Consider the following 24098-nt stretch of genomic DNA (forward strand, 5'->3'; position numbering starts at 1 on the left):
ATCCATTATATTGACACAGCAAATCACTTGAAATATAAACCATATCTAGGATAATTGACCTATTCATTCCTAACCAGTAAGTAATGTTATGCAATTAATTCCTGCGCCTGAGGGCGTGCTCGAAGTCGATGCGCTATGGCAACAAAACAATCCCAATGATCCGAATACCGATACCGTGGCGCTACTTTGCCATCCCAATCCGTTATTTGACGGTACAATGAACAATAAAGTGGTGACAACCATGTACCGCTTTGCCCGCGACAGTGGCATGCATGTGGTGCGTTTTAACTTTCGCGGTGTGGGTCGGTCAACGGGTGAACATGATTATGCTGACGGTGAAGTGGTCGATGCCATGACCGTGTTACAATGGATCGCTGAACAAACCAATGCGCGCAAACTCTGGCTTGGTGGTTTTTCTTTTGGTGGCTATGTGACAGCACGTGTGGCTGAGCAAGTGCTTGAAGCCTCTCATGTGTGGGGAGTCAGTGATTTTGAAGTGGCTAAAATCGCCCTTATCGCGCCTTCTGTAGAAAAAAACGACAGTAGTGATATACAACTGCCAGTAGACAAAACTTTTGAGATTTATGGCAATGCCGATGAAGTCATCGAGCCTGAGAACATGCAGGCATTTGCGGATCGGTTAGGCATTGCTGTCAGCGTCGTGGATGGCGCGGGTCACTTTTTTCATGGCCGATTGTCAGAGCTCAAAGGATTGTTAGAAAAACACAGTTTTGATAGTCAGCGTTAATATTACTGATAGGGTTTTATCCTGATAAGATAAGCCAGCATCAATCCATTTTTTACCATTTATTTATCTAATGATGAGTCGTATTATGAGTTTATCTCCATTGCAACGTTACGAGCAGGCCGTCAGTACGGATGACTTTACTCAAGATGAGCAGCAATTTAAAGCCATGAGCTATCTTGATGAGATATATCATCAGCTCATCAATAGTGCGCCGCAAAAGAAAGGCTTTTTTAGCTTTTTGAAATCCAAACCTACCGCCCCAAAGGGGTTGTATATGTGGGGCGGGGTGGGCCGCGGTAAAACATGGATGATGGATATGTTTTATGACTCATTGACCATTGAGCGTAAGATGCGCCTGCATTTTCATCACTTTATGCAGCGTGTTCATCAGGAGCTAAATAAACTGCAAGGCGAGAGTGATCCGCTTGAAAAAGTCGCTGATATTATCCATGAAGAAGCCATCATTATTTGTTTTGATGAATTTTTTGTTTCTAACGTCTCTGACGCCATGATCTTAGGCGATCTATTTACCATGCTGTTTAATCGCGGTATTACTTTGGTTGCCACGTCAAACATTGAACCAGCAGGACTGTATAAAGACGGTTTACACCGTGATCGTTTTTTACCTGCTATTGCAGAGGTCGAGCGTCATACCACGGTGATGAATATCGACTCTGGCATTGATTATCGCTTACGTGTTTTGCAGCAGGCCGAATTGTATGAATCGCCTTTGACCAAAGCCAATCACCACTGGCTCGCCAACCGTTTTTCTAGCTTATCTAACAATCAAAAAATCAGTAACGCGCCCATTACGATTAATGGCCGTGAGATTAAAGTCAATGCTCGTACAGAAGACATCTTATTTTGTGACTTCCGTCATTTATGTATGGAGCCGCGTTCAGCAGCTGATTTTATTGAAATTGCCAAACAGTTCAACACTGTACTGGTCAATTCAGTGCCAGCGCTGGATGACGATCTGCGGGATCCGACGCGCCGCTTTATCTACTTGGTTGACGAGTTTTATGATCGCCGCGTGAAGCTGCTGGTTCGAGCAGAGCAATCGATACTGGATCTGTATCAAGGAGAGAAGCTGGCGTTTGAGATTGAGCGTACGCGTTCACGCCTGCTTGAGATGCAGTCAGAAGATTACTTGCGCATGGCGCATCGTATTGAAGACGCCGCCTAATAAATAGAATTAAAAGTGATGTCTTTTGGATGACATAACCGCAAGAGATAATAATAAACAAGGAACGATGATGACTGTATTTAATGATAACGAAGCACAGAATGACGAAAAGTTGGCGACTCATGATGACACTGCCGACACGCTGATTGGTTGGATCAATTCCAGACGTAGTATGGGCAATTTGGATACACCAGCGCCGACTCGTGCCCAGATAGTGGAAGCGATTGAATGTGCGGCAACTGCGCCTGATCATAAAAAGCTTCGCCCATGGCGTTTTATCGTGACAGAAGGGGAGGCGCGCCATGAGCTGGGTCGCGCTTTGGTTGAAGCGGCTCAAGCACAAGCGCAGCAAGAAGGGGAAGTATTGTCCGAAAAAAACATCAAAAAAACCCAGTCTATGCCATTACGTGCGCCGCTTATCATCACGGTCGTCACCAAGATGCAAGCACACAAAAAAGTGCCGCCTTTTGAGCAAATGCTCAGTGCAGGCGCTGCGGTACAAAATCTTATTTTGGCGCTAAAGGCACAAGGGTTTAGTACGGTATGGCGCACTGGATTGCTGTGTAACGAACCTGCTGTCAAAGCGTATTTTGATGTGGGGCCAGATGATTATGTGACGGCTTTTGTTTATACTGGTACCAGCCCTAAAAAAGAAGCCACGCGCAAGCCAATTGATATCGAGCCATTGGTGCGATTCGAGCCTTAACGTAGCCGAATACTGGGTATTGAGTGTGCTTGCCTTTTAAAAAGACAATGAGTATCCACCACCAAATCATGATAAATTACTAACCATTAGTCAGTCAACACGGATAAAAGAACATGACCAGCCCTGATAATAGCAATAAAGACATGAATAATGACGATAGTGCGACCGATAAAAATACGTCTGAGAAGCAAAACAGTCTGCTAGTAGGTCTCATCGAACGGGCGACCAAATCAGGCATTGGTCGTAAGAAGTTGAATCCAAGTGCAGTAGAGTCAGCGGTTGCCAAAAATATGGCTGAGATTCATAGCAATCCTACAAAACTGCGTTTGGCATTTTTAGGGGGCGGTAGTTTTGGCACTGCCATGGCCAACTTGGCTGCCAGAAATGGTTGTGATACCACGCTTTGGGTACGTAATAAGCGGACGGTAAAGGCGATGGTCAAAACCCAAACCAACAAAAAATACCTACCGGGTTATAAGCTGGACGATCGTCTCAAGTACAGCCATGACTTAGCCGCGGCTGTAAAAGACAAAGACATTGTTTTTATCGCTGTACCGGGTCTCGCCTTTAGAGAAACCTTAAAAAATATCGCCCCCTTTATCAGTGGTCAGTCTATTGTGTCATTGACCAAGGGAATGGAGAAAGATACTTTTGCTCTCATGAGTGATATTATCAAAGATGAGCTGCCCGAAGTGAATTTCGGTGTGATGTCAGGGCCAAACTTGGCCATAGAAATCATGAAAAATATGCCCTCGGCGACCGTCATTGCCAGTGAGTCTGAGCCATTGCGTCATGCCGTACAAGCGGCGCTCCACAGTGCCTTCTTTCGTGTCTTTGCCAGCGACGATGTAAAAGGCGTCGAGCTTGGCGGTGCACTCAAAAACATTTATGCGATTGCGATGGGCATGGCGGCTGCTTATGATGTCGGTGAAAATACTAAAGCGATGATATTGACGCGTGCCTTGGCAGAAATGAGCCGTTTTGGTGTTGAAGCAGGTGCCAATCCGCTTACATTCTTAGGGTTGTCCGGCGTCGGTGATTTGTATGCTACCTGTAGTTCAGAGCTGAGTCGCAATTACCGTATTGGCACGATGCTGGGTCGCGGCATGAATATCGATGCAGCGGTAAAAAAACTGGGTCAAACCGCTGAAGGCGTCAATACCATTCAGCAGGTGCACGAAAAAGCCACCAAAGAAGGCATCTATATGCCTATCACTCATGCCCTATACGCCGTCATTTACGAAGATAAAGCGGCATTAGGGGTAGCGCTGCACTTGATGGAGGCAGGCTTCCGTAGTGACGTCGAATTTGTGATGGCTCATGACCACAGTAACGCGGCGCTGACAGCTCACATGAAAACCTCAAACGCGGATACTGAAGAAAATAAAAACGATACTGATGGTAAAAAATAAGGATAATTAATAGGGTTTTATCGTCAGTTTGTTGCGCAGTCGCGAGATTTAACGATGTGCAAGCCCTTTATTTACAATACTTACCCCAGAACCTGCACTTAAAAAAGATATAACAAGGACGGTTATGAAAATTATATTAGTACGGCATGGTCAGGCAGAAGATAAGACGCGTCCAGATAGCGCCCGTCAGTTGACTGACTTTGGTAAGCAACAAGCTGGGCAAACTGCCGAATATGTGACAACGAACTATCAGCCAGATCGTTTTTTGGTCAGTCCTTATGATCGCGCGCAGCAAACATTGGCAGAATTCCAAACGCGAGCGCCAAAAATACCCTCAACGATACAAGACAATATCACACCCGCTGATGATGCTCGTCAGGCTTTGATAGACATTGGTAATGTAGAGGCTGAGTGTCTTGTGGTGGTTTGTCATATGTCTATCGTTGCCAATATTGCAGGGCTGTTGACGGGTGATTATCCTGAGTCGTTCTCGTTGGCAGAAGCGCGTATTTTTGAGATGGATTTTGTCATGAGCGGTATGGCAACCGAGATTGATCGTTTTGTACCTGAGCAGCCATAATAGGCGTGACGGACAAGCGTAAGCATAAAAGGCAACCGTAAGCACGATGAACAACCGTACTTTTATAACAACATCTTACTCTTACAACAATGTCTATAATAGCGTCAATGATTGAGGATATGCTTAGTGTTACATGTTTGGTTACGAGCGCAGCATAGCCCACTAGCTGTCTGGCATGATGACGTAAAAAAATGGCAAACCGTCGATGGATGGCAGCAGCTGCAATCTATCTATGGCAGTTACAAGACCAATGCTCACAAAACATTGTGTCTCTACTTTCCCTCAAGCCATGTTTTGCAGGTAGAGACTGCATTAAATACGGCTCAACTAAAACAGCTTGGCAATACAGGTAAGCAATATCTGTTTGAAGACATGTCGCTTACGCCCATCGAGCAATTGGCAATTCGACAACTCACTCACGCTGATCATCATCAACTGTACGCGCTGGCGCAAAGTGATATCGAGTCATGGCAGCAAAGCGCCAAGCTTGCTGGCATGACAATCGTGGCATTACTTCCTGATTTTTTATTGCTGCCAACGCCAGAAGAAGGTGCTGGACAGCAAGTCACCCTGTATCAAGATACACAAACCATGCTGCTACGCCAATCCGTACGGCAAGGCATGGCGGTCAGTTATTTGCCCTTAATTTTTGAGCGTTTTCCGCATTTAAATGAAGTCAATGTAATACCGCCCATCGAATCTTTTGATGAGGCGTCAAATCTGTCTACTGGCAATACTTTTGCAGAGTCTCGCAGCAGTGTTTCAAGTGATAGTATTTTAGATGACAGTATTTCAAGCAATAGTATTTCAGGTGGTAGTGTTTTAGGCAGTAGCGATGACTTAGAATTTAATCACAGAGAGCTGTATCAGCAACCGACGCCTAATGATTTTATGGCGCAAACGTCAGCCCTGATCACTGAGCAGCAGTTGCTATTGACCACTTTGGCAACGACGCCAAAACCTGTTGACAACCCTGATCGTCACGCGCTTAATTTCTTTATCAAGTCAACGGATTCACAAGTCTCACCGTATTTGCGAGTTGCTATGATGGTTACGTTATCAGCCTTAGTGCTGCAAATGGCGACCGATGCCGTCCAGTGGTATCAGTACAAAGAGGCCGCGGTCGCAACCAGAACCGAAGTGGCGAAGCAGTATCAATCGTGGTTTGCGGATGAACCACTGAACGCTCGTAACAAGCTGCAAGTACAATTACAGCCTAAGCTGCGGAGTGATAGCCAAGCACCAAACACGCACATGGCAACATTGGCTCGGATAGCGCCCTTAATCAAACAATCCTCATTGCGAGCGCAAGGATTGGTCATGCAGCCCTCGTCACTTAGCTTTACCTTGATCGCACCTAATCGCGATAGTCTTGATAAATTTACCAGTACGCTGACGGCGCAAGGGTTGAATGCCAAGCTTGAACAAGTAAACGGTAGCGAGCAGGGACAATTTAGTGGTCAAATCATTGTAAATGTTGCAGACAGCAGTGCTACAGAAAGTAGTGGTACGCCAGCGGACACAGCGGCATCATAATCTATTGGCCACTTAAATGATGGCAAAAAGGTCAGAAAATGAAACGATTACAACGCCGTATGAAGTTTACTAAAGTCAATCCTGATGTCATCGGTAGCATTGAAAATCATGCGCTCGGCACGCTGATGAACCGTTATCAAAATGTGTTGTCTATGCGTTGGCAGTCATTGTCTCCACGTGATCAGCTGGCTTTGGCTATATTGTCTGCGTTTTTGCTATTGTTTGTCGGTGGCTACGGCGGATATAGCGTTCATCAAGCCGCAAACAATAGTAAGAATGACTATCAAGCGCAAGTGGCTGATTACTTTTGGTTGCGTGCTCAAGCCAGTAATATCGATAGCAATGCAATGCAGGCCGCTAATACGGCAGATGGTGAGGCCGCCATGCCGCCTGCCAGTGCTGTCAGTACACTGTTAAACAATTCAGGTATTGCAAACGCTCAAGTCGTGGCCGCTGGTGATGCGATTCAGTTGAGCTTCAACCATGCCAGTCAAGCCGTCGTTAGTGCGGCACTGGGTAAGCTTGAACAACAAGGCTGGCAATTTACTCAATTGTCGATGCAGCAAGATCTAACGGACAAATCCATTCAGGTGCAAGCGACGATTACGTCATAATGCGTTCACGCTTAGCGTCCTGTTTAAATCAATGGCTTTGTTTATTTGTCCTCATTTATTAGTAGCGTTATTGAAAAACCGCTGGTCTGGTACAATCAAATAGTTATTAGCCACTATCAGACATGGACATTTATGAGTAATCCTACGCCAAAACACAAACCTGATGAGCGTACACGTCAACAGACTGAGCCTGTTGATTCTTATCATCGTGACTCTGTTGGCGTAATGTCTGATTATGAAATTGCACAGCGAGGAACCTCCCATATGATGAGTGATAAGAAACGCCGCTCCTTGATTACCTACAATCACATTACCTATTTTTTATATGTCATCAGCTATTTTACGGCGGGCTTGTTATGGATCGTGCCGATTGTCATGAATTACGTGAAGCGGCATGATGCAGATGGTTCATGGATATCCACGCATTTTGATTGGCAGATTAAGACATTTTGGTACAGTATTGTCTGGTTCATTCTAGGAATCATCCTCATCGCTTTTGCATTGGGCGGGGTGGGCGTTAGTGTATTGGCGGATAGTGGCAATGTTGCCATTGGTTCGATACTATTGGCTGGATTGGGTCTGATTATCATGACCTTTACCTTTATTTGGCACCTTTACCGCGTGGTTCGAGGCTGGATTGCGTTAACAGACAATCGTCCTGTACCTTAACGCCGATAAAAAATCACGCCTTATCATATCTATTCATTGTCACTTAAATGAGTTAGCGGCGGTTTAAACACAGAAATTTACCACAGGAAACTTTGCTCTTATTTCTGTTAAGCTGATATAATCGCAGCGCTTGATTTTATTCGCACATCTCATTCACTATTTCTTTTGAGCAGGGTCTGTCCTTACTATGTCTTATGCCTTACTTCGTCCTTTTTTGTTTAAAATGGATCCAGAACACGCCCATGAGATGACTTTATCTTTATTAGATAAAGCCCATAAAGCGCGGGCGCTAGGTTTGGTATATGGTCAGTCTATGCAGCCAACCGACTGTATGGGACTCCAGTTTACAAACCCAGTTGGTCTAGCCGCAGGATTGGATAAAAACGGCGACTATATTGATGCATTGGCTGAGCTTGGATTTGGTTTTATAGAAGTCGGAACGGTCACGCCGCGTCCGCAAATAGGCAATGATAAGCCAAGACTGTTTAGAATCAAACAGGCAGATGCCATTATCAACCGTATGGGCTTTAATAACCAAGGTATTGATTATCTGGTTGAGAATGTCAAACGCTGTAAATACAAAGGCAATATTGGTATTAATATCGGTAAAAATGCCGATACACCCGTCGAGCAAGCAGCGGATGATTATGTGTATTGCTTAGAACGTGCCTATCCGCATGCCTCATATATTACCGTCAATATCTCATCGCCAAATACCAAAAATTTACGTGATCTGCAAAGTGGCGATGCATTGACTCAGCTGTTGGATACGATTAAGAACCGCCACAGTCAATTGGCCACGGAATACGGCTTTTATGTGCCGTTGGTACTTAAAGTTGCGCCAGACTTAGAGCCCCTACAAGTCGACTATATCTCACAGCAGCTGTTAGATTTTGAAATTGATGGTTTGATTGCGACCAATACGACCCTGAGCCGTGTGGGTGTCGAAGACTTGCGTGATGGTGATCAGATGGGTGGTCTGTCAGGACGTCCGGTGAGTCATATTAGTACTCAGATTTTACAACAGTTCGCCGATCAACTGGATGATAAAGTGGCATTGATAGGCGTGGGCGGTATTGATAGCGGGGTCAAGGCGGTTAAGAAAGTTGAGGCAGGTGCTGATATGGTACAGCTCTATACTGGTCTTATCTACCGCGGGCCCGGACTGGTACAGTCTTGTATACAGGCGATTGGCGGCTATTATGACGCCATGGAAAGCTAGTCTCTGAGTCAAATAACGGCTTTGCAAATACTATTTTTTAAAAAAGGTTTTCAAATACTACCATTCAAATATTGAGGTTTAGATCGCTAGTGTTTAGGTAAGAGCGCAAGGTTGCAAGATTATCTGTGAGATGACTAATGGTTTACCTTATCACTTGCTAAACAAACACCCGATAAAATGAATAAGGTACGAGGCATAAAACATGAGTGGTCTGGATATTGTGATTGCTATTGTTGTCTTGATTGGCTTATGGCGCGGCTTTCAAGTGGGATTGATTCGGACAGCGGTGGGCTTGGCTGGTTGGTTTATTGCGCTTATCGCTGCGACGCGTTTGGCAGGCGTGGTATCGCCTCAGTTATCAGGTATTGTACAAAACCCGGTTCTACAAATGGCCATGGCATTTTTATTGGTGGTCATTATCATCTTAGCGATCATGCATTTAGTTGCGTTTGTGTTCTCAGGCGTGTTAAAAACCCTACGCCTAGGGCTATTGGACAAAATGGCGGGCGGGGTTTTAGGGGCGGGTAAAAACATCCTTATGGTATTGGTCATTCTTAGCGTCAGTGCCCCATTATTGGTACAAATGCCGCAATGGCAAACCTCCGTGCTTGCCCCCGAGCTACTGCCGTATGCACCCATGGGCCGCGAGTTGGTGTCAGATGTGTTAGGTGTGGCTTGGGATCAGGTCAATCAATCGTAAGTCTTTTATTGTGCAGACTTTAGCCACTTCTTTTTTGTGATTTTCGTTTTTATGATCTCTATAACCTTGTCTTTGTAATTTATGCTTGATAAAAATTCTTTCGATAGCATTTAATAGTGATGAATGATGGTAGGTAACATATTGATTATTCGATCTATTCATGATCGAGAGGATAAATATTTTCTAACATCATCAGGTCGGCGGTAAGTGGCAGTTGTGATGATCAATCGCATACTGGCAAAAAAATCTACCGGTATTGTAGTACTAATGTATGGGTCAAAATAGGATATAACTATGTGTGGAGTCATTGGGGTTGCAGCTCATGAGCCAGTTAATCAGATTCTTTATGATGGTTTAACGATGTTACAGCATCGTGGACAAGATGCAGCGGGTATCGTGACTTTGCAGGATGGACGACTCTATCTGCGCAAAGAAAATGGTATGGTACGTGACGTTTTCATGAATCGCCATATGATGAAATTGGTTGGCAAATTCGGTATCGGTCATGTGCGCTATCCAACAGCGGGCACATCGAGTAGCGCGGAAGCTCAGCCGTTTTATGTTAACTCACCTTACGGCATTACGCTTGCGCACAATGGCAATTTGACCAATGCTGAGAGCTTGGCCAAGTCTTTGTATATTGAAGATCGTCGCCATCTTAATACTGACTCAGATTCAGAAGTGTTATTGAACGTACTTGCGCACGAGATGCAAAATCTAAACAAGACCAACCCAACCGCTAATGATATCTTTGAAGCGGTCAAGGCGGTCTACAGCCGAGTGGAAGGCGCTTATGGTGTGGTGGCTTTGATTACCGGTCATGGCCTACTGGCGTTCCGTGATCCAAATGGCATTCGTCCACTTATTTTTGGTAAACGCATGGCAGAAAATGGCGGCACCGAATATATGGTGGCCTCAGAGTCAGTTGCCTTGACAGGTTCTGGTTTTAGCATTATCCGTGACGTCAAACCAGGCGAAGCCATTTTTATTGACCTAGACCATAAGCTACATACACATCAGTGCGTAGAACCGAAAGAATATACGCCTTGTATCTTTGAGTATGTTTACTTCGCTCGTCCAGATTCAATCATGGACAACATCTCAGTGTACAAATCACGTTTGCGTATGGGCGAAAAACTGGCTGATAAGATCCTTGCCGAATGGGGTGAAGATCACGATATCGATGTGGTCATTCCTATTCCAGATACTTCGCGTACGTCAGCGATGGAGTTGGCGCTCAAAATGAATGTCAAATACCGTGAAGGGTTCATGAAAAACCGCTATATCGGTCGTACCTTTATTATGCCAGGTCAGCAGCAGCGCAAAAAATCGGTTCGTCAAAAGCTTAGCGCCGTACCGTTAGAATTCAAAGGCAAAAACGTGTTGTTGGTCGATGATTCTATCGTTCGTGGTACGACGTGCCATGAGATCATTCAGATGGCGCGTGATGCTGGCGCTAATAAAGTATTTTTCGCCAGTGCGGCGCCACCGGTTAAGTACCCCAACGTTTACGGTATCGATATGCCAGTACGTAGCGAGCTGATTGCTTCAGGTCATACGACAGAGGAAGTACGAGAAATCATTGGCGCTGATCGCCTGATCTTCCAAGACTTGGATGATTTGATCGATGCGGTCAAAGACACCAAGCATAGCCGCGTTGAAGGTTTTGATTGTGCCGTATTCAATGGCTGTTATATCACAGGTCAAATCAACGAAGCGTATCTTGACCATCTACAAGAACAGCGTAACGACACTGCTAAGACTGGTAAAAAAGGTGTGCAAATCGTGGCCGATACGCCAGTCGATATGATGGGTGTCGAAGAGGTTTAAGTAAGCAACCATTGCTGTCTTTAAACGACTCACCTATGCTCAAAAAAGGCCGGATCCTAATAGGATCCGGCCTTTTTTTATGGTTGTCTTATCGTATAGACATTCAGATGGTAGATCGAGCGTTTGAAGGTTAGGTTAAAAAACCAGTAAACAGCCACAGTAGGCCGTTGATTGCTGCGATACCAACCACCATACTAACCAATAACTGACGACTGACATGATAAATAAATAGCACCAAAAGCAGTGCGCCAATTTGTGCTAGCAATAAATGCCATTCTGGACTGCTAATGCCCGTTGATGCAGATAAATCTTGATAAGACAGACTGGTTAAAATAAGCAGTACCATGACAGACAAAGGTAAGCTTTCATTCAACCGATGTAGCCAAGGGGTGTCCAAGAGTTTTTTTGGTATCAAAGCGGGAAGGGCGCGAATAACAAAGGTAACCGCGGCCATCGCTAAGGTTGCAAAAATCAGATAGCTACTGGTCATGGTTTCCTCCTAACACATTGCGCTGCGTCCAAACGCCACGCGCCAAAATCAATACCATGCAAACACTAATCGCTGCTAACAGTAACCATTTGCTCGTAAATAAAGACGCGATGACTAAAGAGATGATGGCCACAACGATTGGAAAATAACGTTTGATGCTTTGAAACTGCTCATAAGCCAAGATAGCAAACAGGCACACTAAGGCAAAATCTAGATGTGGCACCAGATCGCTTAGCGCACTACCGATCATCACACCCATCGCACTGGCTATTACCCACCAGCTTTGGTTAAACAGACTGATGGGCAGGATTAATGCCTGCTTTGAGGCGTTAGGCAAGCTGGTTATGATAGAAAAGGTCTCATCAGTAAGCGCAAACAAGCAATAGGTCTTGGCAATCTTTTGTTTGGGCAGATAGGGCAATAATGGCATACCATAAAACACATGGCGTAAATTGATGGCGGCAATATTGGTTGCGATGTTACCAATGGGTAAACCGGCGCTTAGCATTGGCAAACAGGCGTACTGTGCAGCGCCAGCGTACAATACGATACTGAGCATCAAGACTGCCCACATAGGGATGCCAGCCACTTGTGATAGCACACCAAAAGCGATGCCTGCCGGTAAATAACCCATGGCGACTGGTAAGCTTTTTTTAAACCCTCCAATCCAATCGGAGTGAGCGTTGAATGATTCGTTTAATTCATTTGAATGAGTAGACACGTAAAATCCTAATTTTTCTTGCTATAGTTTTTGATTCTTAATTCTTAATTCTTAATTCTTTATGACAAAATCAACTTTATAAAAGGGTTTTAAACCTCAGGCTGCAGTGTTTCATAACTGCCTGTTTGATGGCCACGGTACAAGAAGCCTCCCAAAATAATGAGCCTTAATAACAACAAACACCAGACGCCGAGCCAAATGCCCGTCATATCCCATTGCTGATAAAGCAACCAGCTGATGGGGAAAAACAGGGCGGCGAGTATTAAGGCAGCATTGCGAATCACACTGCCTGCCGTTAGGCCAAAAAATATGCCATCCAGCCAATATGCACCAACGCCAACAACAGGCAACAGCACAGCGTATAAGCGATAGTCAGAAGCAAGTGTAAAGACCGATTCGATATTGGTCATAAACTGCAAATAAGTTGGCATCAATGACCACCAAATGGCACTCAAAGTGATGGCGAGCCCGTAACTGACGATACCTGTGCGCTTCACGATAACACGGAACCGTTGCCAGTCACGTCGTCCTGCCGCTTGTCCGCTTAACGTTTCAGCAGATACGGCGACCCCATCGAGCGCAAAGGCTGAGATGCTGAGTACTTGCAGTAAAATAGCGTTGGCAGCCAGTATGACGTCACCACTTTGAGCAGAAAGACGCGTAATCCAAGCAAAGCTTAACGTTAAAATAAGCGTGCGAATAAAAATGTCTTTATTGAGCGAAAATAGCCTAAGTATTTTTTCTTTAGTAAAGTGTTGTGGGTCAGTCTTAAATAACGATGACCAAGAAATCTTCAAATGTTGACGGCTTAGCCATAACGCCAGTAAAACGCCCAACCAAAAGGCAATGGTGGTGCCTAATGCCACGCCAACCAATCCCATCTGCAAGCCAAACACAAAAAATAAAGTCAAAACAATATTAAGGATAGCAATAAATCCTTGCTGATAAAGCATATAGCGCGTCTTGCCTTGACCCGCAAACCAGCCAATAAACGCAAAGTTCATCAGCTCTGCGATAACGCCCCAAAATCTTACATCCAAATAAGTCTTTGCCGCCAGGCCACTAGCAGGATTGGCAGATAAGGCTTGTAAACCAAAATCGATTAACCAAGGTTTTGCCAATAGTAAAAGAGTACCGATCACAAACGCTAGTAATAAAGCGCGCTGTAAAATGGACAAAAGCGGCGATGGTGCGGAGTTCAATGAGACCGTTTTATCATTTATAGAGCTGTCAGTAGAGTGCGCCAATTGTCCGAGCGCTTGAGCGGACAATCCAGATGAGGCGTACTGCAAAAAGTTAAAACTCACCAGCAACAAAGACAATAACTGTATTGCCAGTCCCATACCAGCAAGTTTGGCCGTGTCATTCATGTTACCGACAATGGCGGTGTCAATCACGCTTTGTAGTGGCATTGCCAGATTGGCCAACAATACGGGCAAAGCAATGGCGATGATACGCGCGTATCGTGTATCAATCGGCGGCATTGTAGATGGCGGTGTATTCATTGACATTGATGACTCGTCTGTACTGGTATATGGGATGTTGTCGTGAATGAACGAAAGAGGTAAGCGATGTGTATTTGACGCTAAATAAAAAATAGCTATAAAGATAAAAGCACCTAGACTCATTATGAATAAGTCAGGTGCTCTTATTTAATGATAAGTATTGCTCAATCAACGTTAGATATAAAGAAGACTGATTAACCTTATCTTGACTGTTTATCTGGGTAAACAGTCACTATGGTGTGATATTACAATTTTTCTTGCTCAAACATTTTTGGATCATTAAAGGTCACGATCTCTTCTTCGAACTCTGGTTTTACTTTGACAATAAAGTCATCGCGAGACAGTCCCATACGCAGTGGAATCGAGCTTGCAATATAGGTTGATGAGTAAGTACCAGCCAGCAGACCGATAAACAATGCCACTGAGAACCAGAATAAGCCATCACCGCCCAAGAATAACATCGCCAGTACGACCAATAAGACGGTCGAGATAGTCATGATGGTACGGCGTAAGGTCTCGGTCAACGACAGATCAACGGTTTGACGCGGTGAGATGCCGCGGACGCGGCGGAAATTCTCTCGAATACGGTCATAAACAACAATCGTGTCATTGAGAGAATAACCAATCAAGGCCAAGACTGCTGCCAAAACCGTGAGATCAAACGGAAAGCCGAATAAAGCAAAAAAGCCAATGGTCACGATCGCATCATGGAATAGTGACAATACTGCACCAAGCGCCAGCTTAAACTGGAAACGTAGCGCGACATAACCTAACATACAGGCCAAAGCTAGGAAGAGCGACATGACTGAGTTTAAATAAACCTCATTACCAACTTGGCTACCGATAATATTTACATTACTGATTTCAACGCTATTATTGGGCAACGTCAAGGCTTTAGTCAGATTGGCATTCAATCCATCGACACTATCAGACTGAGGCGGCAGACGTACAAGTAGCTCTTGTCGCGTACCCAAATACTGCACCACCGCATCATCAAAGCCGTTATTGGCCAATGATTGTACGACTTCTACCTGCTCAACGGGCTGCTCATAACGTACATCTGCTGAGACACCACCCGTGAAGTCGAGCCCTAAGTTCAGACCGTTTACGGCAATGGCAATGATACTACCAATGACCATTAATAAAGACAAAAGCGCCATGGGCTTTTCTATCTTCATAAATGGAATGATACGTTGGTTACCAACCGCTTTGATACCGCCTTCAGCTTGTGCTGCGGCATCTTCAGCGGCATCACTCGACACTAAATTAGCATCTGTAGCGGTGGTCGTGGCGAGTGCTTGATTGTCTTTGCTTTGAGCTTTTCCACCACGGCGAGTCTTACCAGACGTCGATGTGGCAGGATTACTAATTTTATTATTACTGCCTTTGCCATCACGGCGTGGTTTTTTGCGGCGGCGTGTACTGCTACTGTTAGCATCAGTATTTGAGCCACCTGAACCATTACGATCTGGATTGTTCTGCTGTTCTAGAGGATTATTCTTATCGATCGTCATAGTGTTCTCCTAACCGATGCTCAAACGTTTGATAGATTTACGCTTACCATAAGCAATCTGTACCAGCGCTCGCGTTACCAAAATAGCGGTAAATAGTGAGCTTACAATACCGATAGCGAGCGTGATCGCAAAGCCTTTGATCGGACCTGTACCAATCGCAAATAGAATAAACGCGACCAATAAGGTGGTGATGTTGGCATCGAAAATACTACTAAAAGCGCGATCAAAACCTGCCACAATAGCGGACTTTGGTCTCACGCCGTTGGCAAGCTCCTCACGTATCCGCTCAAAAATAAGCACGTTGGCATCGACCGCCATACCGATGGTCAAAACGATACCTGCAATACCTGGTAGCGTCAGTGATGAGCCTAGGATCGACATGATGGCGATGATAATAATAACGTTTACGGCAAGCGCCACGTTGGCGATGACACCAAATAGACGATAGAAAATAATCATAAAGGCAAAGACCAACAGATAACCGACCTGAGTAGAGAATAGGCCTTTATCAATGTTCTCTTGACCCAATGAAGGACCAATGGTGCGCTCTTCAACAAAGTACATCGGTGCAGCAAGCGCGCCCGAGCGTAATAGAAGAGCAAGCTCAGCCGCTTCAGCACTACTATCTAAACCCGTGATTCGGAAAGATGAGCCGAGTACTGCTTGAATATTGGCGCGGTTGATGACCTTGGTCTCAGCATAAGGCGTTCTTACTTCGGTAGTTTCCCCAGTGGCAGGGTCTTCTTCATAAGTAATTCTTTGCTTGTTTTCGATGAACAATACGGCCATCTGCTTGCCAACCGAAGTACGAGTAGCATTTTGCATCAGTTTACCGCCTGCGCTATCTAGCGTAATGCTGACTTCAGGAGCGCCATTTTCATCAAGGCCTGTTTGGGCATTGGTTACTTTATCGCCCGTGACAATCGCCTGACGTTGCAATAGTACTGGTGGACCATCAAGGGTTTCAAATGGGAATGCTTCGGTTCCCGCTGGCGGAATGCCGCCTGTATAGTTTGCACTGTCTTCAGCCACCAAACGGAACTCAAGGTTTGCCGTACGGCCAAGAACACGCTTTGCTTCAGCCGTATCTTGTACGCCTGGTAGCTCGACCACAATACGGCTGGCGCCTTGTGATTGTACCAAGGCTTCAGTGACACCAAGCTCGGCAATACGGTTACGGAGCGTCGTTAAGTTTTGATTGACCGCGTAGCTATTGATCTCATCAAGTGTGGCATCGTTGTATGCCAAAATGAGGGCAGGGCCTTGGGCATCAATTGATGACTGTAGATTAAACGTATTACCTATTGAACCTTGCAGGACATTTTGTGCCCGGTTACGGGTATCTGTATCAGCAAAATGCAGGATCACGCTTCGATCTTCGGTCTTAATCCCTTTGATCGCCACTTGCTCAACACGTAAATCACGACGTATGTCACGGCTCGCGCTGTCCAAACGTTGTTCAAGCGCTTTGTCCATATCGACTTCTAGTACAAAACGTACCCCGCCGCGTAAGTCAAGACCAAGCTTCATCGGTCTTGCGCCGATATCACGTAGCCACTGCGGTGTCGTCTGTGCCAAGTTAAGTGCGACCACATAGTCTTCGCCCAAGTTCTGACGTAACACTTCTTGCGCTTTTAGCTGATCAACTGGATTGTTAAGACGCACCAGCGCACTATTGTCTTCAAACGTACCGTCATGGTATTCAAGACCTGCCTCTTCAAGCAAGCTTTGCGATTGAGTCAAGACACCTTCTGACAGCTGTGTACCAGCCGCTGCACTGGTAATCTGCACAGCAGGTTCGTCAGGATATAGGTTAGGCGCAGCATATAGACCGGCAATGATTAGCACGACGGTAATAAGTAAGTATTTCCAAGCGGGATATTGCATAATCACTTCTTTAGGTTGATAAACGACTGGCGACATGAGCCACAAGTTAGCAGATGGGAAGTTAGCGATAGCAGTGGTTGAATGTGCCGTATTGAGCACCTTCATCAAACGCCGCTGCGATCATCCGCGATAATAGTAAAGCGTCAAACAAAAAGACAAATGATACAGATGTCTCTTTATATATTCATCAAAAATATGACGAGCTTATAAAACAACATGATCAATAGCGAAAAATGACCGTAAACAATGTACAGTCATCTTTAATCTTGGTATCTATTATTTTATTTATGGGTGCGGTATCTACTAAAGATACGATCCAACCAGCAAATAATCATTAACCAGACGCTATTAAGAATTAAACGCTTTCGATCGTGCCAGCGGGCAATACGGAGATAACAGACGCACGTTGTACTTTGACATCGGTGTTGTTGTTTAAGCTAACAACGGCGTAATCGCCTTCTAATGCCTTGATGCGACCCATCAAGCCGCCAGCAAAGATGATTTCGCTACCAACGGTCAATGAGTTGACCATTGCACGATGCTCTTTAGTACGCTTAGACTGGGGACGAATAACCAAAAAGTAAAAAATGGCAAAAAAAGCGACAGGCAATAGGATTTGACCGAACAACGAGGCTGCGCCAGCAGGTTCAGCAGCATGAGCGGCTTGAATGAATGAAAACATAATTTCTCTCAGTGAGTCATAGATAATAATAAAATTAAACGCATAGTAACAAAAAATCCCAGTCTTGGTAACTGTTAATCATAGGCTGAGCCTATTTTTCTTAACGCGATACAGTGCTGGGAGCGGTTACTTATGATGATAATGTTTTTATAGATCTTTATATAGCCGATTAACTATAGTTAGTACCATACAAAAAATACAGCCTGACTGGGATAAATGTTTTGTCATCTCTGCATCAGTAGCACCGCGAGAAAATTTATTTTAGCAGCAGGTGGTTTTCTACATATAGAGCCTGTAGCTACTGGTGTATAAAGGAGGAGTAAGCGTTGTGAGTATAGCAAATTTCAATTATAGAATGGCTATTAGGTAAGAGTAATACCCAAGCCTCTATAAGAAATAAAGCAAAAATTGTAAAAAAATATCGGTTTAAAATAGCGAATTATTGTGAAATACAATCATCAATGCTACTATCAAATAGTAATAATTACTTGTATTTAGCATGCGATCTACTAAGATGTGATAAAGTCTAATATGAAATAATAAATCAGTTTTGGGCAGTTATTGATAGTCGCTTTTGCAGATATTTTTACCTACATCTTTATTTAATTCGATACTTGTTTTAGTTTCTGATGTAGCTTGCCTATTTATATTCCCTTTTCCTTTTCTCTGTTTAGGTTACCCAACTTGTTCAACACTTCTATGTTTGTATCTCAATTATGTCGTCCGCGCGCTCATAAAGAAGCGTCTGCCGAACCTCCTCCGACGACAAGCCGTTTTATACGTCTTAATAGGCTCAAATCCGTTTGTAGTCTATCGGCATTGATGGCGATGCTGATGTTGCTATTGCCTTATTCTGCTTTTGCAGTAGGGGCGGGAGAAGTAGCAACCGACGTAATAGCAGAGCCAACCGCCACCAGTGTGTTGCTATTGATATTTTTTGTGGTTATTGCCATCGGTATCTCTTTCGTTTGTTCTTTGTCGGAAGCTGCATTGCTCAGCATGACACCGTCGTATATCGCTGATGTACAAGAACACAATCCCAAAAAAGCAGATATGCTAAGACGCTTGAAAGTTGATAATATCGATCAGTCGTTGGCGGCTATTTTGACCTTAAATACAGTGGCTCATACCTTGGGGTCTATTGGCGCAGGTGCTCAAGCCACTATCGTATTTGGTAGTGCGTGGTTTGGATTATTCTCCGCGCTTATGACATTAGCCATCTTATTTTTATCTGAAATCATTCCAAAGACCCTTGGAACAATGTATTGGCGTCAGATAAGCGGAATAGTGGCTTATTTTGTACGCGGTATTATTTTATTATTGTATCCGCTCATTTGGATCTCAGAGCGTCTGACAAAACTGCTGGTACGCGGTAAAGAGCCGCAAGCGTTTAGTCGTCGTGAGTTTGCGGCGCTTGCCAGTATTGGTGAAGAGTCAGGACAGATTGATCCGTTAGAGTCGCGTATTATCCGTAACTTACTGGCGTTTGGTGCGATCAAGGTGGAAGACATCATGACGCCGCGTTCGGTGATGTTAGCGTTTGAAGAAAATAGAACGGTGGCGGAATTGCTGGTTGACCGTCCAAGATTGACGTTCTCACGGTTACCAATCTATGATGGGGACTTGGATAATATTACGGGTTTTGTTTTAAAAACTGACATGCTATTGGCAAAAGTCAACCACGCTATGCATAAGCCTTTGACGCAGTTTAAAAGAGAAATCACTTTTGTGTTTTCAAAAATGAAACTGTTTGATTTACTTGAGCTGATGCTAAAAAATCGGATTCATATTGCGATTACGGTGGGTGAGTACGGTGAAGTTAAAGGGTTGGTCACGCTAGAAGATGTGTTTGAAACGCTATTGGGTCTTGAAATCGTGGATGAGATCGATCGTGTCGAAGACATGCAGGCGTTGGCTCGACAAATGATGGACAGACGCGTAGAGCGTTTGGGTATGAAGTTGAGTGATGATGAGCACTACGAAGACAATGGTAGCAATACCAAACTGTAGACTAGCGGTCTTTTAGCGCCATCGGTTTTATCGTTTAACCGTCGCAATAATTACACAGCGTGTCACATAGCTGTGATAATTGAATGATACGCTCACGCTATGATACATGTATCTCACCATCAGTATTATAGGGTTTTAAAGAACAGGATTTTAAAATATTTAAAACAATAGCGTGGAAAGTCAAAGCGTTGAATGAAGAGTGTTAAAGTAAGAATGTGTACTGCATTCAACACACCATGACTATAAGCATTTAATCCGTTTGAGCAATTACAAAAGCCTAAAAGAATAGTGAAAATACATTGGCAGTCGTTATTTGACAGTCACAAAAACAGTATCGCTAAGGATTATCATGAAACAATTATGGAAAACAAAGTGGTTAGCGCTATCAATAAAAAGTATGAGCGTTGCAGCAGCGGTTGCCTTAGCTAGCACTGTGAGTATTAGTGCGCAAGCAGCAACCATGAATGAAGCATTGGTACAAAACTATATCGCCGCCATGAAGTCCGCTGCGAATAGCAAAAGTACCAATCAAGTGGCGCGTTTGGTCTCTGATGATGCCTTGATTTCATTATCAAGAAAAGGTAAATCCACCAGCTTAGACAAAGATGCCTATTTAAAATTATTGCAAACCAGTTGGAGCGACACGTCTAACTATAATTATGATATTTCTGTCGATAATATCGTTATAACAGGTACACAGGCCAAAGCCAATGTGACAACCAATGAAAGCTGGGTGAAAAATGGACAAAAAGTCTCATTTGTTACCACATCAAGAGTGACGTTGACCTTGTCTACTGGTAACGCCGTTCTATTGCGGGCAGTCTCGCAGGTTACTATTAATTGATCATTGATCATCCATAAGTTAATAGCTTAGGATGGGTTTTCAATAGTTAATGGCTCACAACGTTTATTCGTATGTCCATTGAACATTTAAAGGATTAAATGGTTCAATGCTTTGATTGGGTCATATCAAGGCTGAGATCAGTTTTGGCCACTGTCTTCGAATATTAAAGTAGTCTTTGCTTTACATTGCATACTATACTATCAAACAACTTTATCTTACCACTTCTCGTCGTTAGGAAAATTCCAATACCATGTCTACTGTGCTATCAAATTCTCGCTCATTCATTGCATTGCCACTGACCCTTGCGGTCTCCACTTTACTTATTAGTGCTTGTAGTAATACGTCTGCGGTAAAAAACAATGGTGCGACCAATAGCTCAACAGCCATTGTCAAACGTCCTACGACTCAGACTGCCAAACCAAGCGGCAGCAATGACTACTCAACCGCCTATTTGGATGCGGAGAGTTTGGATGAGTTGGCAGATTTGTTAGAAGCCTCTGATATGACCATGGTAGAAGGCAATAAGTTGGCTATTCAGCAGTATGGTGATTTGTGGAATCGCTTGCGGGCGGGTTATCGCATGAATGGTGGTCAGCCTATTTATAACCAGCGTATCGAAGCACAAAAGAGTTGGTTTACCAGTCGTCAAGATTACTTAAATCGTCTAACGGCACGTGCCAGTCGCTATATTTATCACACGGTAAGAGAAGCAGAGCGTCGCAATATTCCAACGGAGCTTGCGCTATTGCCTGTGATTGAAAGCTCTTATGATCCAAGTGGTACCAGTACTGCAGCAGCAGCAGGTTTGTGGCAGTTTATTCCAAGTACTGGCCGGATTTATGGTCTGAATCAAAGTAGCACATACGATGGTCGCCGCGATGTTATCGAATCGACGCGTGCCGCTTATGACTTTTTGACAGCACTACACAATCAATTCGGCAGTTGGGAGTTGGCATTAGCGGCTTATAATGCAGGCCCTGGCCGTGTTCAAAAAGCTATTGATGCCAATGCGGCACGTGGATTGCCAACGGATTACTGGTCACTTAGGTTGCCAACAGAAACCATGAACTACGTGCCGCGCTTTTTGGCAGTGGCCGAAATCGTTGCCAAACCTGAGCAATATGGCGTTTATTTGCCTGCCATTGCCAACCGCCAGCATTTCCGTAGTGTGCCAGTGAACTACGGCGTTAGTTTGGCAGAAGTGGCGCAGTTAACTGGGGTCAACTATGATGAGCTAGAAAGGTTGAATACTGCCCTAACATCTGGACGTGTTGACTCTTCAGGCCCGCAGCGTGTCATCATTCCTAATGACGTTAGCATGAATTTCGATGCCAAACTCAGTACGCTCAAAGGCAATGGTACGGGTAATGTACTTGCATCAAACAATACGAGCAGCCCTAGCACATCGACTACCCCAAGTTATAATAGCAAACCGTATAGCAGCTCTTCTTTGCCTTCTACAGGTAGTGCATTGGCTGATTATGCGGCAAATGCCAGCGTGCCTCAGCAAACGACAAGCTATATTTCACCGTCAGTCACGCCTACTAGCAGCTCTGGCTATAGCAACAATACCTCGGTTCGTACTGAGCCACCATTAACTACGGCAGAAACGAACAAAATCAATGCTGAGCTTAAGAGTAGCAACACGTTACCGACTACCTCAGCTCAAATCACACAGAACAATACGATTGTCCAAGAACCACCGCTAAGTAAAGAAGAGCGCGACTTTATTGCCAACCAAATTCGAACCAGTACCTCTGAGACTAATGTCGTTAACGCGGATGGTAATATCAATTTATCAGCGGTACAGACCCAGCAGTCTATCTTAGAAGCCAGTGGCGAAGAGAAGAAACTGAGTTTTGCCAGCTCTTCAGCGAGCAAACCAAAACCACAAGGCACGCGCAGCACATATACAGTAAAACGCGGTGACACCTTGTCCAATATCGCTAGCCGTGCGGGCGTGAGCTGGCGTGACATTGCAGAATGGAATCAAATAGATGCCAGTGCGAAATTGTTGTCCGGTAGTACCTTGTATTTGTATAACGCCAAAACCATTGAACCTCTGAGCACTGAAAGCAGTGCGGCATCGAAGCAGCCAGAAAGCTATGTGGTACAAAGTGGAGACACGCTAATCGGTACGGCCAATCGTTTTGGTTTATCCGTCACTCAGTTGGCAAGTTATAACAATTTAAGTAGCCGTGCTGATTTGCTGCGAGGTCAAAAGCTGTGGCTAATACCCGGTAAAGTGTCTGCACCCGCAGTGACCCAAGCAGCACCGTCTAGCAGATCGAACACGGCTACCAAAAACTATAAAGTCAAAGCGGGCGATGGTTTAATCGCACTTGCGCGTCAGTTCAATGTATCAACAGACACGCTGGCTTCGTTGAATGGCATTGGCAGCACAGACTCATTATATGTTGGCCAGACGCTTAAAGTACCGGCCAGCGTTGATTTTAATTCTGCGCCTACAAGCACGAGTAGCGCAAGCAGCTCAAGTTCAGTTGCAACGACCAACTATAAAGTAAAATCAGGCGACACTTTGATCGGAATTGCCAATAGTGTAGGGGTAAGTCCGGCAGAGATTGCAGCAGTGAACAGCAGCTTTGATGCCAAAGCACGTTTGCAACGCGGTCAGACGATCAAAGTGCCCGTCTCTAAACAATTGGTCGATCGCCAATTGAATGATAAAGCAGTCAGCTACAAAGTGAAGTCAGGCGATACTTTGACCGGTGTGGCGCAACGTTACAATATTGGGATCAGTGATTTGGCTTCAGCCAACAACTTAAAAACCAACTCAAACCTGATACTGGGACGTACCATCACTATTCCTGCCAGTGGCAGTGCACCAGCTTCTACTAGTACCAATAGTACTAAGCAGAGCAGTAGTACTTCGAGCACAGCGAGTAGCAGTGGCAAAAAGCTTGGCAATACAGAAAGCTATAAAGTCAAATCAGGCGATGGTCTGATTGCACTTGCCCGTCAATTTGGCGTATCAGTAGAAGACTTGGCTGCGACTAATAATTTAGCGACCAATGCTCAGTTGCAGCGTGGACAAACCCTTAAAGTGCCTAAAGTAACGGTTAGCTATACGGTTGGTTCAGGGGATAGCTTAATTGGGTTGGCGCGTAAATATGGTATATCCACGCAAGAGCTGGCAGAGATGAACAACATCGCCGCCAATGCCATGTTGCAGCGTGGCCAACGTCTCACCGTACCCAATCGCTAATTGATTAGCGACGGTT

General features: G+C 44.6%; 20 protein-coding genes. 14 read left to right on the forward strand and 6 right to left on the reverse strand.

Annotated features, from left to right (window positions below):
• Window positions 1-88 precede the first annotated feature (88 nt).
• The 11 genes from AAJP47_RS09180 (at window position 89) to purF (ending at window position 11203) form a co-directional block, all read left to right on the forward strand.
• On the forward strand, window positions 89-748 hold the full coding sequence (locus AAJP47_RS09180; protein WP_346717612.1) for an alpha/beta hydrolase: 660 nt from the start codon (window positions 89-91) through the stop codon (window positions 746-748).
• Between the two features lie 85 nt (window positions 749-833).
• Entirely contained in the window at window positions 834-1934 is a 1101-nt protein-coding gene (gene zapE, locus AAJP47_RS09185; protein ID WP_346717613.1) for a cell division protein ZapE, read from the forward strand.
• A 70-nt stretch (window positions 1935-2004) separates the two neighbouring features.
• Window positions 2005-2640: a nitroreductase family protein gene (locus tag AAJP47_RS09190; protein WP_346717614.1), complete on the forward strand. Its 636-nt coding sequence runs from the start codon at window positions 2005-2007 to the stop codon at window positions 2638-2640.
• Between the two features lie 143 nt (window positions 2641-2783).
• A complete protein-coding gene (locus tag AAJP47_RS09195; protein WP_497198711.1) occupies window positions 2784-4052 on the forward strand; it encodes an NAD(P)H-dependent glycerol-3-phosphate dehydrogenase in 1269 nt (422 codons plus the stop codon).
• 124 nt (window positions 4053-4176) lie between these two features.
• The gene (locus tag AAJP47_RS09200; RefSeq protein WP_346717616.1) at window positions 4177-4632 is read left to right on the forward strand and encodes a SixA phosphatase family protein; all 456 of its coding nucleotides are present in this window, start codon (window positions 4177-4179) and stop codon (window positions 4630-4632) included.
• 126 nt (window positions 4633-4758) lie between these two features.
• Window positions 4759-6168 (forward strand): type II secretion system protein GspL, encoded by a 1410-nt coding sequence (gene gspL, locus AAJP47_RS09205; protein WP_346717617.1) that lies wholly within the window; start codon window positions 4759-4761, stop codon window positions 6166-6168.
• 38 nt (window positions 6169-6206) lie between these two features.
• Window positions 6207-6782 (forward strand): type II secretion system protein M, encoded by a 576-nt coding sequence (locus tag AAJP47_RS09210; protein ID WP_346717618.1) that lies wholly within the window; start codon window positions 6207-6209, stop codon window positions 6780-6782.
• Between the two features lie 132 nt (window positions 6783-6914).
• Window positions 6915-7451, forward strand: a complete 537-nt coding sequence (locus tag AAJP47_RS09215; protein WP_346717619.1) for a DUF4870 family protein — start codon at window positions 6915-6917, stop codon at window positions 7449-7451.
• 187 nt (window positions 7452-7638) lie between these two features.
• Window positions 7639-8673 carry a quinone-dependent dihydroorotate dehydrogenase gene (locus AAJP47_RS09220; protein ID WP_346717620.1) on the forward strand — a complete coding sequence of 345 codons (1035 nt, stop codon included), beginning with the start codon at window positions 7639-7641 and terminating at the stop codon, window positions 8671-8673.
• Window positions 8674-8875: 202 nt separating this feature from the next.
• Window positions 8876-9373 (forward strand): CvpA family protein, encoded by a 498-nt coding sequence (locus tag AAJP47_RS09225; RefSeq protein WP_346717621.1) that lies wholly within the window; start codon window positions 8876-8878, stop codon window positions 9371-9373.
• Window positions 9374-9667: 294 nt separating this feature from the next.
• On the forward strand, window positions 9668-11203 hold the full coding sequence (gene purF, locus AAJP47_RS09230; protein WP_346717622.1) for an amidophosphoribosyltransferase: 1536 nt from the start codon (window positions 9668-9670) through the stop codon (window positions 11201-11203).
• 130 nt (window positions 11204-11333) lie between these two features.
• Here purF and AAJP47_RS09235 read toward each other — a convergent pair whose 3' ends face one another.
• From AAJP47_RS09235 to yajC, 6 genes are all read right to left on the reverse strand, one after another.
• Complete coding sequence (locus tag AAJP47_RS09235) at window positions 11334-11693, reverse strand: AzlD domain-containing protein (RefSeq protein ID WP_346717623.1); 360 nt, start codon at window positions 11691-11693, stop codon at window positions 11334-11336.
• Window positions 11683-12414: an AzlC family ABC transporter permease gene (locus tag AAJP47_RS09240; protein WP_346717624.1), complete on the reverse strand. Its 732-nt coding sequence runs from the start codon at window positions 12412-12414 to the stop codon at window positions 11683-11685. Before AAJP47_RS09240 ends, AAJP47_RS09235 begins: the two co-directional genes overlap by 11 nt.
• Window positions 12415-12503: 89 nt before the next feature.
• Entirely contained in the window at window positions 12504-13925 is a 1422-nt protein-coding gene (locus AAJP47_RS09245) for an MATE family efflux transporter (protein WP_346717625.1), read from the reverse strand.
• A 239-nt stretch (window positions 13926-14164) separates the two neighbouring features.
• Window positions 14165-15433: a protein translocase subunit SecF gene (gene secF / locus AAJP47_RS09250; protein WP_346717626.1), complete on the reverse strand. Its 1269-nt coding sequence runs from the start codon at window positions 15431-15433 to the stop codon at window positions 14165-14167.
• A gap of 9 nt (window positions 15434-15442) precedes the next feature.
• Complete coding sequence (gene secD / locus AAJP47_RS09255; protein ID WP_346717787.1) at window positions 15443-17320, reverse strand: protein translocase subunit SecD; 1878 nt, start codon at window positions 17318-17320, stop codon at window positions 15443-15445.
• 355 nt (window positions 17321-17675) lie between these two features.
• Window positions 17676-18002 carry a preprotein translocase subunit YajC gene (yajC, locus tag AAJP47_RS09260; RefSeq protein WP_346717627.1) on the reverse strand — a complete coding sequence of 109 codons (327 nt, stop codon included), beginning with the start codon at window positions 18000-18002 and terminating at the stop codon, window positions 17676-17678.
• 699 nt (window positions 18003-18701) lie between these two features.
• Between yajC and AAJP47_RS09265 the strand changes: the two genes are divergently transcribed.
• The 3 genes from AAJP47_RS09265 (at window position 18702) to AAJP47_RS09275 (ending at window position 24082) form a co-directional block, all read left to right on the forward strand.
• Window positions 18702-20012, forward strand: a complete 1311-nt coding sequence (locus AAJP47_RS09265) for a hemolysin family protein (protein WP_346717788.1) — start codon at window positions 18702-18704, stop codon at window positions 20010-20012.
• Between the two features lie 349 nt (window positions 20013-20361).
• Complete coding sequence (locus tag AAJP47_RS09270) at window positions 20362-20856, forward strand: nuclear transport factor 2 family protein (protein ID WP_346717628.1); 495 nt, start codon at window positions 20362-20364, stop codon at window positions 20854-20856.
• A gap of 250 nt (window positions 20857-21106) precedes the next feature.
• Entirely contained in the window at window positions 21107-24082 is a 2976-nt protein-coding gene (locus AAJP47_RS09275; protein ID WP_346717629.1) for a LysM peptidoglycan-binding domain-containing protein, read from the forward strand.
• Window positions 24083-24098 lie beyond the last annotated feature (16 nt).

The organism is Psychrobacter halotolerans (assembly GCF_039680845.1).
Taxonomy (GTDB): Bacteria; Pseudomonadota; Gammaproteobacteria; order Pseudomonadales; family Moraxellaceae; genus Psychrobacter.